Annotated in this window: 11 protein-coding genes and 1 tRNA gene; 6 read left to right on the forward strand and 6 right to left on the reverse strand. The window is 68.6% G+C overall.

Annotation, left to right across the window (positions count from 1 at the left end; translation table 11 throughout):
* Position 1: 1 nt before the first annotated feature.
* The 3 genes from QN152_09590 to QN152_09600 are packed head-to-tail and all read left to right on the forward strand — an operon-like array spanning position 2 to position 2,195.
* Entirely contained in the window at positions 2-826 is an 825-nt protein-coding gene (locus QN152_09590) for a 5-deoxy-glucuronate isomerase (GenBank protein MDR7539763.1), read from the forward strand.
* Positions 826-1,416: an HAD hydrolase-like protein gene (locus QN152_09595; protein ID MDR7539764.1), complete on the forward strand. Its 591-nt coding sequence runs from the start codon at positions 826-828 to the stop codon at positions 1,414-1,416. Before QN152_09590 ends, QN152_09595 begins: the two co-directional genes overlap by 1 nt.
* Entirely contained in the window at positions 1,413-2,195 is a 783-nt protein-coding gene (locus QN152_09600) for an MBL fold metallo-hydrolase (GenBank protein MDR7539765.1), read from the forward strand. Before QN152_09595 ends, QN152_09600 begins: the two co-directional genes overlap by 4 nt.
* 45 nt (positions 2,196-2,240) lie before the next feature.
* On the opposite strand, the gene QN152_09605 is transcribed toward QN152_09600, so the two are convergent.
* Positions 2,241-3,209: a quinone oxidoreductase gene (locus QN152_09605; GenBank protein MDR7539766.1), complete on the reverse strand. Its 969-nt coding sequence runs from the start codon at positions 3,207-3,209 to the stop codon at positions 2,241-2,243.
* Between the two features lie 156 nt (positions 3,210-3,365).
* Here QN152_09605 and QN152_09610 point away from each other — a divergent pair, with 156 nt between their 5' ends.
* The gene (locus tag QN152_09610) at positions 3,366-6,296 is read left to right on the forward strand and encodes a tetratricopeptide repeat protein (protein MDR7539767.1); all 2,931 of its coding nucleotides are present in this window, start codon (positions 3,366-3,368) and stop codon (positions 6,294-6,296) included.
* Between the two features lies 1 nt (position 6,297).
* Here QN152_09610 and QN152_09615 read toward each other — a convergent pair whose 3' ends face one another.
* The 5 genes from QN152_09615 to QN152_09635 are packed head-to-tail and all read right to left on the reverse strand — an operon-like array spanning position 6,298 to position 9,216.
* The gene (locus QN152_09615) at positions 6,298-7,173 is read right to left on the reverse strand and encodes a PrsW family glutamic-type intramembrane protease (GenBank protein MDR7539768.1); all 876 of its coding nucleotides are present in this window, start codon (positions 7,171-7,173) and stop codon (positions 6,298-6,300) included.
* A gap of 11 nt (positions 7,174-7,184) precedes the next feature.
* The gene (locus tag QN152_09620; protein ID MDR7539769.1) at positions 7,185-8,027 is read right to left on the reverse strand and encodes a hypothetical protein; all 843 of its coding nucleotides are present in this window, start codon (positions 8,025-8,027) and stop codon (positions 7,185-7,187) included.
* A gap of 11 nt (positions 8,028-8,038) precedes the next feature.
* On the reverse strand, positions 8,039-8,332 hold the full coding sequence (locus QN152_09625) for a DUF350 domain-containing protein (protein MDR7539770.1): 294 nt from the start codon (positions 8,330-8,332) through the stop codon (positions 8,039-8,041).
* Positions 8,333-8,344: 12 nt separating this feature from the next.
* Positions 8,345-8,521, reverse strand: a complete 177-nt coding sequence (locus tag QN152_09630; protein ID MDR7539771.1) for a hypothetical protein — start codon at positions 8,519-8,521, stop codon at positions 8,345-8,347.
* 41 nt (positions 8,522-8,562) lie between these two features.
* Positions 8,563-9,216, reverse strand: coding sequence for an RDD family protein (locus QN152_09635; GenBank protein MDR7539772.1), 654 nt, complete (start codon positions 9,214-9,216; stop codon positions 8,563-8,565).
* Positions 9,217-9,393: 177 nt separating this feature from the next.
* Between QN152_09635 and QN152_09640 the strand changes: the two genes are divergently transcribed.
* Positions 9,394-9,468, forward strand: a tRNA-Ala gene (locus QN152_09640).
* A gap of 853 nt (positions 9,469-10,321) precedes the next feature.
* On the forward strand, positions 10,322-10,595 hold a 274-nt coding region (locus tag QN152_09645; GenBank protein MDR7539773.1), incomplete at its 3' end, for an MBL fold metallo-hydrolase.

The following is a 10,595-nucleotide window of genomic DNA, read 5'->3' on the forward strand; positions in this document are numbered from 1 at the left end:
GATGGACGGTCTGCCGCAGAGCCAGCTCATCCCTGCCGCGGCGGAACTGCCGGGGATCCGCCCGGTAGCCCGTCCGCCCGGCAGCCCGCTGCGCTTCCTCGAGTTTGCCCTGGTCACCCTGGGCCCGGGCGAGGATTCGCTCGCCTGGATCTCCGGTGACCGGGAGGCGGTGCTCTACCTGATCGGCGGCGCCTGCCGGTACGCGGTCTCGGGCGCCGGTTCGCTTGAAGGGGTCCTGGATTCGCGTCCCGCCCTCTTCGAAGGCCCACCTTCGGCCCTCTACCTGCCGCCGGGCGCGCGGCTGCGCCTCACCGGCCAGGATGGCGCGCGCCTGGCCCTGTTCACCGCTCCTCCGGTCGCTGATCGCCCGCCCCGCGCTGTCTTGCCAGATGAGGTGAGCGAACGCAGCGTGGGCAGGGAGGCCTGGGCGCGCACCGTGCGCAGCGTGATCGACCAGCGCACGGCCAGCCGACTCCTGGTGGGGGAGACCATCAACCGGCCGGGGGCCTGGTCCAGCTACCCCCCGCACAAGCACGATGTCCACGTCCCCGGCCGAGAGGTACCCATGGAAGAGGTCTACCACTTCTTCGTTCGGCCCCCCGGGGGCTTCGGCTTGCAGATGGTCTATACCGCGCCCGATGTGCCCGATCCGTTCGAGCACATCTACCGGGTGCGTCAGGGGGACACCGTGGTGATTCCGCGGGGCTACCATCCGGTGGTGGCGGCCGGCGGCTACCACCTGGCCTACCTCTGGGCCATTTCAGGCGAACGGGTGGACTATGGGGCGTGGAACAACGACCCGGCCCACGCCTGGCTGGTGGGGTGATGGAACGGCCTGTCGTCGTCTTCGACTACGATGGGACCCTGGTGGATACCTTCGCCGCCAAGCAGGTGGCCTACGCGCGGGCGGTGATGGAGACGCTGGCGCTGGACGAGGCTTACCGGGCGCTGGTGGAAGCGTCCTACGCCCGCACCAGCGGTGCGCATCGCCTCACCCAGCTGGCGGAGACGGCCGCGGAGCTTGGGGTCACCCTGACAGAGGAGCAGCGAGAGGAGTTCTCCCGCCGCTTCTCCGCCTACAGCGCCGAGCTGGCCGACACCATGCCAGAGTTCCCCTCCGCCCGCCGCGTCCTCCAGGCGCTGGGGGCGCGCTACGACCTGGTCCTGACCAGCGGCATGCCCCGTGACGTGCTGCTGGGGGATGCCAGGCGGCGCGGTCTGGCCGCCTACTTCGTGCGGGTGGAGGGAGGTGACAAAGGTGCCACGTTGGACAGGTTGCGGGCGGAGGGTCGGCGCGTGGTCCTGATGGTGGGCGACACTCCGCATGATGCCTCGGTGGCCGACTCGCGGGAGGTGCCGTTTTACCGCGTGACCAGCGATGCAGACCTGGCGCGGCTCCCGGAGGTGCTGCTGTGAGCGCCAGGCTGGTCATCCTGGGTACCGGCGGAGCCCTGCAGACCGCGGCCCGGGATAACACGGCGCTAGCCCTGGTCATCGGTGACCGGGCGGTCCTGGCGGACTGCCCCGGCAGCGTCTACCAGAAGCTGTTGCGGGCGGGAGTGGATCCTCTGCACCTGCTGGCCGTGGTGATCACGCACATGCATACCGACCATACGTACGGACTGCCCTCGCTGGTGCACAACCTCTGGATGGTGGACCAGCAGGTGCGGGTGCCGCCTCTGCCGGTGTACGCACCGGGGGAAAACCTGGAGGCGCTGCGCCGCCTGCTGGCGGTCTTCGATCTGGAGCGGCGTGCCACGTTCCTGGAGTATCGATCCCTTCCCGCTGAGGCGGGTGCGGTATTCCTTGAGCACGAGGGGCACCGCTTGGCCGCGCATCCGGTGGACCACGGCCCGGCGGCGTTTGCCCTGCGCTGGGACACCCCGGGAGGCGGGCGCGTCCTGTACTCCACGGATACCAGGCCCCTGGAGGCGCTGGCGCGGTTTGGCCGGGGGGCGGACTACTTCCTGCACGACGCCACCCACGCGCAGGCCGACGTCGAGACGGCGCAGCGCGGCGGCCATTCCACCGCAGCGCAGGCCGGCCGGATCGCTGCGCTGGCCGGCGCCAGGCGCCTGGTCTTACTGCACCTGTCGGAACGGGCGGATGCCGGCCGGTGGGTGGCCGAGGCTCAGGCCGAGTTCGCCGGGCCGGTGGAGGTACCCGACGACGGGGCCGTTTACCCTGTGCGTTGATGGCTCTTGGGCAGAAACGGTGCCGTCCCCGTGAGCCGAGGGCCCTCAGGGTAGGAGCAATCCCTTCCCTGTGAGCAGCCGCCCTTCCAGGTCGCGGTGCGCCAGTGGGGCATCGGGCAACGCGTAGGTGCGGGCCACGCGCACCTTCACCTCTCCCCGGATGACCCAGTCAAAGAGCGCCCCGGCGCGGCGCAGCAGCTCCTCCCGGGTGGCGATGTAGTGGGCCAGGCTGGGCCGCGTGAGGAAGAGGGAGCCCTTGGCCATCAGGGTCAGCGGGGCCACCGCTGGGGGCGCACCGCTGGCGTTGCCGAAGAGCACCAGATACCCGCGCGGGCGCAGGCAGTCCATGCTCCGCTCGGCGGTGGTTTTCCCCACGGAGTCGTAGACCACGTCAACCCCGCGCCCGTCGGTCAGGTGCCGGATAGCCTCGACGAAGTCTTCCTCTGAGTACAGGATGACCTGGTCCGCGCCGGCCTCCCGGGCCAGCCGGGCCTTCTCCGCCGTGGAGGCGGTGCCGTAGACGGTGGCGCCCAGGCGCTTGGCCACCTGCACCAGAAGCTGCCCGGTGCCCCCGCCGGCGGCGTGCACCAGCACCGTGTCGCCGGGTTTTACCGCGTACGTGCTGTGAGTGAGGTAGTGGGCCGTCATCCCCTGCACCAGCGCTGCTGCGGCCGTGCGGGCGTCGATCCCTGCGGGCAGAGGGACCAGCCGCCACGCGGGGACCACAGCGTACTCGGCGTAGGCGCCGGGGTACATGGCGAAGCCCACCCGGTCTCCCGGACGCACCTCCGCCACCTCCGGCCCGACCGCGTCCACCACCCCTGCCGCTTCGGACCCGGGGATAAAGGGAAGACTGACCTGGTAGAGCCCGCTGCGGTAGTAGGTGTCCAGGAAGTTGAGGCCGATGGCCTCGACCTTCACCCGCACCTCCCCCCGGGCCGGCTCGGGGAGCGGCACTTCCTCGTAGCGCAGGACTTCCGGACCGCCGTGCTCGTGGATGCGGACGGCTCTCATGTCTTTGTGGACCTCCCACCAGGATTCTGCTCTTCAGTATAGGATGGCCGGACTGCGCCGTCGTCTGTGAGCGTGAAGGAGGGAGTTAAGACTTGCCGAAAACACCGAAAATACGCATGGGGGTTCCTGTTGGCCAGGGTTGCGCCAGGACAGCGGATGGGTGCGCGCGGGCAAGAACGGGTGGCCAAGCGCTCGGGCGTGCTCCCATCTCCCCGCAGCAGTCTCATCGGCCGTGCCGCCGAGACTGACGCCGTCACAGAGATCCTGCTCCGTCCTGAGGTCCGTGTCGTCACTCTGACGGGCGCACCGGGCATCGGCAAGACCCGGCTGGCGCTGGAGGTAGCGGGCAGGCTGGCCGGCCGCTTCTCCGGCGGTGTCGCGTTCATCGACCTGAGCGCGGTGACGGATCCGGTTGCCGTTGGCGCGGCGATCGCCCAGTCCCTGGGCATTCGCGAAGTCTCCTCACAGCCGCTGGTGGACACGCTGCGGGACGCCATAGCGGAACAGCGGCTGCTGCTGGTCCTGGATAACTTCGAGCAGGTTCTTCCGGCTGCCCCCGTGGTGGCCGAGCTGCTGGACGGCTGCCCTTCCCTGACGGTTCTCCTGACCAGCCGGGCGCCGCTGCGGATAAGAGGCGAGCAGGAGTTCCCTGTCCCCCCACTGCCGCTCCCCGAAGAGAGGTCGGCGGCGGAGCCGCGGGCCCTGCGCGAAGTGGCCTCGGTCGCCCTCTTCGTGGAGCGGGCGCGGGCGGTGCGTCCGGACTTTACCCTGACATCTGCCAACGCGGCCGCCGTGGCCGACATCTGTGTTCGCCTGGACGGTCTTCCCCTAGCCATCGAGCTCGCCGCGGCGCGGGTGAAGCTGTTGACGCCGGCCGGAATCCTGCGGCGTCTCCGCTCCAGCCTGGACCTGCTGTCCCGGCAGTCGCCCGACGTTCCGCCGCGGCACCGGACGCTGCGGCAGGCCATCCGCTGGAGCTACGACCTGCTGGAGGGCGGCGAGCAGGTGTTGCTCCGCCGTCTGGCGGCCTTCAGTGGTGGGGCGGCGCTGGATGCCGTGGAGGCGGTTTGCCGGGCGGAGACGGATCCTGCAGGGAGCGTCCTCGATGCGCTCGGCTCCCTTGTGGAGAACAGCCTCCTGCTGCACGATCCCCAGCCGGACGGCGAGTCCCGCTTTCGCATGCTGGAGACGGTCCGCGAGTTCGCCCAGGAGGAGCTGGAGGCGTCCGGGGAGGGACCAGCACTCTGGGAGCGCCATGCCGCGCATTTCGCGCAGCTGGCCCAGGCCGCGGAGCCCGCCCTCGCTGGACCCGACCAGGCCGTCTGGCTGGAGCGCCTCGAGCGCGAACATGACAACTTCCGGGTGGCGCTGGCATGGTCGGCGGAGGCCGGGCGTGCGGAGACCGGCCTCACCATCGCCATCGCCCTGGGGCGCTTCTGGGAGCGGCACGGTTACTCGGGGGAAGGTCTCTCCTGGCTGCAGCGGTTCCTGGCTATGGCGCCCCTGGCGCCGGCCGCCCTGCGGGCGACGGCCCTGAACATCGCTGGCAACCTGGCACGCAGCCGAGGCGACTACGGTCTGGCGGTTTCCTCATACGAACATACGCTGGCGCTGCGACGGGAAGCACAGGACGCGCGGGGGATAGCCGTCGCCCTGAACAACCTGGGGGTGGTGGCGAAAGACCAGGGGGACTACGTGCGGGCGCGCGCCTTCCTCGAGGAGAGCCTGGCGATAAAACGTCGGGAGGGAGACCGGCGCGGCGTCGCCGTCACCCTGAGTAACCTGGGGCTGACAGCCAAAGCGCAGGGCGACCTGGCCGCCGCGGCGGCCTTTTTCAGCGAGAGCCTTGGCCTCTTCCAGGGGCTCGGCGACACCTGGGGCCAGGCGCTGTGCCTGAACAACATGGGCACGTTGGCCTTTGCCAGCGGCGACGTTGAGCGTGCCCTGGCGCTGCATAAGACCAGCCTCGCCGGGCGACGCGCCATGAAGGAGAAGTGGGGCCTGGCCGAGTGCTTGGAAGGCCTGGCCCGGGTCGCGGAGGTGATGGGGGATCCCGAGGGCGCCGTCCGCCTCCTGGGTGCCGCCGACCGGCTCCGCCAGGTCCACGGATTCCCGCTGCCGCCGGACGAGCGGGCGCCGCTGCAGCGTCTGGTCGCAGCCCTGCGCAGCGCGCTGAGCGAGGACGCCTTCCGCGTTGCCTGGGACGCCGGGCAGGGATGGAGTCCGGAGGAGGCGCTGGACGCTGGCCTCGCCCTGCAGCCGCCCTCAACTCCTCCCGCTGCCCATTCCACAGCGCGTGTGCGCATTTACTTGCTCGGCCCCTTCCGCCTGGTGGTGGACGGGCGGCCCGTGTCGGATACGGTCTGGGGACGCCCGGCGGCCTTGACCCTCTTCCAGTACCTCCTGCTGAATCGCCACCGCTACGTCTCTGCCGAGGAGCTCGCGGAGACCTTCTGGCCCCAGGCGCCTTCGGTGGAGACCACTGCTGTCTACACCACCATCTCCCGTGTGCGCCGCGCCCTGCGCAGCCTCTCGCTGCCCGCCCAGCTGGAGCTTGTCCGGGAGCATGTCGGCTACCGGCTGCGGGTGGCAGCGGAGGTGTGGCTGGACGTCGATACCTTCATGCAGGCGCTACAGCGGTGCGGGCGGAGCGGAGAGGGCGAGGAGATCGCCGCGCTGACGGAGGCGCTGGCCCTCTATGAGGACGACCTCCTGGCGGGCTCCGATGCAGTCTGGTTCCTGCAGGACCGTGAGGCGCTGCGCCGCCGGTGGGCGCAGGCTTGCCTGCACCTGGCCGGCCTCCTCGAGGGACGGGGGCAGGCGGACGAGGCGATCGCCGTCTACGCGCAGACGCTGTCCCGGGAGCCGCTGCTCGAAGCCGCGCACCGGGGACTGATCCGCTGCTACGCGCATACGGGTCGGCGGGATCTGGCTTTGCGGCAGTATCGCCTCTGCGTCGAGGTGCTCGCTCGCGAGCTCGATGTGGCACCTGAGGAGGAAACCCAGGCGCTCTACGAAGCCGTGAGCGAAAGCCGTCGGATCCCGCTGCCGTCCCCGCAAGGGGCGGCGGTGTTCCCGTCCGGATGATTCAGCTCAAAGGTGTCTCTCCGGCCGGGGTCCGTGCTTCCGCCGCCGCAGAGGCGCCGCAGCTCAGCCGCTGCGACCGGAAGGGCGAGCGGGCCAGGGCGTGGCGCAGCAGCAGCAGGTAGATGACCACCCCCGCGGCCCACACCAGGGTGACGGCGCCGAACGATGGGGAGAGGATGCCCTGGCTGGCGCCCAGCTTCCCCGCCAGCACCGTGGGGAAGTTGTAGGCGGCGTGCAGGAGGCTGGCCGCCAGCACGCCAAGCGGCACCACTCGGGGGGCTCCGCCGGCGACCACCCGTCTGGCCAGGAAGTAGCCGGTGATCCCGGAGAAGGAGGCGTGGCCGACGGTGGTCAGGAGGGCGCGCATGGGAGCCACGACCCCGAAGGCTCCCACCAGCGCTCCTGCCTGCGCTTCCGTCAGGGCCAGTCCCTGCTCCACGGCCTGCTGCAGTGTGCCCACGTAGGTCATCATGATGTAGACGAAGTTCTCCGCCGCGGCGAACCCCAGGGCCACCGTGGTCATATAGATCATCCCGTCTGCCAGCTCGTTGAAGTTGGGGTCGCTGCGGGTGCTGTTGGCCGTCACCAGGTACTTCAGGATCTCCTCGTTGAAGGCGGCGAGGAAGACCAGGAAGAAGAGAAGCCCGACGGCCAGGCGGATGGTCCCGGACTGTCCCACTCCATCGACCAGCGGTTCCAGATTCAGGTCCAGGAACATGTTGTACCCCGCCGCCCAGGGCGCCGCCAGTAGCCCCCAGAGGAAGAGCTTGCCAATCAGGCGCTTGGGCTCCCGTTCGTAGCGGTCCCGGCTGTAGAAGAACCACAGCCAGAGGATTGCCGGGACAAAGGAGGCCATCAGGGCCAGGAGCTGCACCATCGCCCCGTTCCCTATCCCTTCCCGCGCTTGCGATCGATGATGGCCTTGCCGATCTTCAGGGGGATGGCTCCCCCGGGAAGGATCAGGTTCACCGACTCCGCCCCCAGGTCGAACAGCACCTCACGGTTGAAGATCCGCCGCATCTGCTGCTGGAAGCCCGTCCCACCCGCCCGGGCCTCCCCCGTGATGGCATCCAGCTCCACCACACCCCGTTTGCCTCGCGCCTCCCAGGCGTACTCGAAGGCGTAGATGGGGCGGTAGAGGAGGTGGAGGAACTCCACGTCGATGGTCTCCTCGGAGATCTGATCCGCCTCGTAGGGCGTCATCAGTCGTTGCACCAGACGCTGCACCACCGTGAAGGCCTTGACCTCAGGAGGCACGACTACAGCGTCGGCCGGCGCAAACCCGGACAGGTCGACGATCTCCTCCCGGGGCCCGGTCAGGCCCCGGGGTGGGAGCTCCTCCCCCGTCACGCCCTCCACCACGCACTCCTGTCGGTCGTCCTCCTCGCAGTGCTCCACACCGCGGATGATGAAGTGCGGCGGCGGTCCCGCGGCCACAGCGTAGTCCACGCCCTCCACGGTCACCGCCCGCACGCTGGCGTCGGCCACCGGCACCAGGTACTGGCGGCCGCGGTCGAAGACGAGCCGCTTGCGGGCGGCGGCATGCCAGACGGGGAGAAAGCGCTTCTCAATGGCCGCCACGGTGATCTCGTCGCCCTTGGGCCTCAGCAGCAGGCGGGAGAGGGAGCCGAAGGCCACCATCTTGTGGTCCCAGGCCTTCTCCCTCGCTTGCTCCGGGGAGAGGGCGGAGGCCAGGAGGAAGACCTTTTGCTCGCTGACCCTGATCTCCACGGGCGTTCCGGCTACTTGAGAATGACGGCGACGACAAGCAGGGCCATGGCCAGGATCGTCGCTCCCTGGACCAGCGCCACAGCCATGTTGCCGTTCTTCAGCTCGGCCATCTCGTCGATGCCGGGGGCGACGCGGTTGAAGACCCGCATGGCGATGGGAGCCATGATGGCGAAGGCGATCCCGGCGACGACGACCCAGAACAACAGGAAGAGTGCATTGAGCAAGACCCGGCCGTAGTCTGGCCCTCCCAGGGGGATCCCGAAGGGGGGCAGCTGCTGCGCGAGCGTGACCAGATGCGGTATCATCTCTGCCTCCTCTCAGTCGCTGAAGTTCTTGTTGATGAAGTCCTTCTCGCTGGTGAACTGCTGCCGCTCGATGTCGAAGACGGTGAACCGCATGGCCTTCATCAGGCCCCGCGCCGCCCGCCGCCTGGCCTCATCCCCCGTGGCGCTCTCCCAGGCCCGGATAAAGGTCAGCCAGTCTCGCTTGGCCACGATGAAGTTGAGGATGTACTTGCTTCACACCTGGGCGGCGATCAGGGTGGTGGCCGGCGGCTCCCGGGTGAGGACAGCGTTTGTGCTATCCTCACCTGCGCCACCCCGGCCTGCTCTGTCGGACGGGCGGGGAAGTCGGCGCCTGGGCCCACGGGACCGCGTATCCGGTACCCTCCAAACACCCCGACCGCCGCGAGGGCCAGAGCGACCGCCACCGCGGCAATCCTTGCCCACGGAGCCGTGGGGCGCTGGACGACCACCGATCTGGCAGCGAGGTCGCCCAGGCGCTGGCGCTGTTTCGTCACCATGATGAGCACCGCTCCCACCAGGTAGACGCCCAGGCCGTCCAGCGCGCGGAGCAGATTGCGCAGGAGGGCCGCTCCAAGTGTGATACGGCCGCCTCCGAGGCGGCGCACGCGGATGCCGGCCGAAACCTTCCCCAGGGTGGCGCCGAACAGGGTCTCAAAGAAAGTGAAGTACGCCAGCAGGACGCCAGTGACGACCGCTGTCACCAGGAGGGCCGGCGCGCCCTCAAGCTGGAAACCGGTGGCCGTGGCCCCGCCGAACCGGGGCGCCAGGGTCAGGCCCACGAACATGAACGTGCCGAAGGCCAGGAACCCGTCCACCACCTGGGCCAGGATTCGCTGGCCCAGCGTGGCCAGGGTTGCCGTGGCGGGTTCTCCCCTTGCGTCCATGGCGCCACCCTAGCGGGTCCACCTGAACAAAACCTGGACAGGGACCTGAGCCTGAGGCTTCCGTTGACAGCACCCCCCGCAGTAAAGTTAAGTAAGGAATGGTAAGCGCCTGGGTTCCTGCGGGATCCGGGCGAGGGCAAGATACGTCGAACTGCACGTACCTGTGACCGCACTGTTGGGGACGTAGCTCAGCGGGAGAGCACCTGCTTTGCACGCAGGGGGTCAGGGGTTCGAATCCCCTCGTCTCCACCACTCCTTGTAACGATGCGGCTTTCAGCCTTTCCCCTCGTCCCCAGCAGACGAAAAAGCGGATGCTCAGGGGCAGGAGGCCATCGTGGCCTTCCTGCTCAGCCGTCGAGTCACCAACTGTATCGCCCGAACCCTCGAGATCTGTGCCGATAGCCAGTCCCGCTTCCAGGTCGCCGCCTGTCTCCCGCCTGTGGGGGCAACGTCTGTTGCGATCCAGCGGTGCCTCGCTGGGCTCCGCGTCCGGATGGAAGCCGCTGGCGTGGACCAGCACTTTCGTACGCTCAAAACCTTCTTCAGCTGGTATGTGGAAAGCTGCCTCATTGGGGAACACCCGGTGCGGATATGCTGATGAGAGCCCCAAGACGCTGCCTTGAGCCCCGGAAAATGAATCGGTGCGCCAGCTTCTTCCGCACGCGCTGCGTCACTTCGGCGCGACGTGCATCCTCCGACACACAGGACTTTCATGTCAACGCTGAAATGCGGCGGCGACTTGGATTGGGACAATGGGACACCCCTACCTACGGCGTGTCCCTTCCCCAGAGCAGGTGACTCGTTTCCGTTCCGCCGTCACATGGGTACGGATCGCTCTCCGTCGCGGGGCGAGGATCTCCAAGCGCTTGGGATTTCCCAGGGCCTGGCAGATCTGGGTCTAGAGGTCGAACAATGGATGATCGGTCCCGTACCACCTGTGGCCCTGTCCCGCAGAGTGTGGCGGCGCCGCTGAGCAGGGGCAGGGTCTGGTGTCGGCGAATCCCCCGCCTTGGTCTGCGGCCGACAGAGTACGGAAGGGAAGCGAGGCGGATTGTGCGCGGGGCCGCCGTGGGGTCGGTTGTTGATCTCAGGAGGGAGGTGTAGCGTGAGAAGGCTTCTACATCTTACCCTGGCCATGCTGGGTGTTCTGCTGGTAGCGGTTCTGCTCCAGAACGGGAGAGTTGACGCGGGGAAGAAGACAAAAGTGACCTGGCTGGGCCACGCCAGCTTTCGCATAGAGACGCCGCGGGGGCGTGTTCTCTACATAGACCCCTGGCTTAAGAACCCTCAGTTGCCAGCCGCGAAGGCCAAGGTAGATCGGGCCGACTTCGTCCTGATCACGCACGGGCACTTTGACCACGTGGGAGAGGCAGTAGAGA

The sequence above is a fragment of the Armatimonadota bacterium genome (assembly GCA_031459715.1).
Taxonomy (GTDB): domain Bacteria; phylum Sysuimicrobiota; class Sysuimicrobiia; order Sysuimicrobiales; family Humicultoraceae; genus Humicultor; species Humicultor tengchongensis.

What these genes read in the sequence shown, in the direction of transcription:
- QN152_09590 (MDR7539763.1), top strand. Translation starts at nt 2, where the DNA reads ATGGACGGTCTGCCGCAGAGCCAGCTCATCCCTGCCGCGGCGGAACTG.
- QN152_09595 (MDR7539764.1), top strand. Translation starts at nt 826, where the DNA reads ATGGAACGGCCTGTCGTCGTCTTCGACTACGATGGGACCCTGGTGGAT.
- QN152_09605 (MDR7539766.1), bottom strand. Translation starts at nt 3,209, where the DNA reads ATGAGAGCCGTCCGCATCCACGAGCACGGCGGTCCGGAAGTCCTGCGC.
- QN152_09610 (MDR7539767.1), top strand. Translation starts at nt 3,366, where the DNA reads ATGGGTGCGCGCGGGCAAGAACGGGTGGCCAAGCGCTCGGGCGTGCTC.
- QN152_09615 (MDR7539768.1), bottom strand. Translation starts at nt 7,173, where the DNA reads ATGGTGCAGCTCCTGGCCCTGATGGCCTCCTTTGTCCCGGCAATCCTC.
- QN152_09625 (MDR7539770.1), bottom strand. Translation starts at nt 8,332, where the DNA reads ATGATACCGCATCTGGTCACGCTCGCGCAGCAGCTGCCCCCCTTCGGG.
- QN152_09635 (MDR7539772.1), bottom strand. Translation starts at nt 9,216, where the DNA reads ATGGACGCAAGGGGAGAACCCGCCACGGCAACCCTGGCCACGCTGGGC.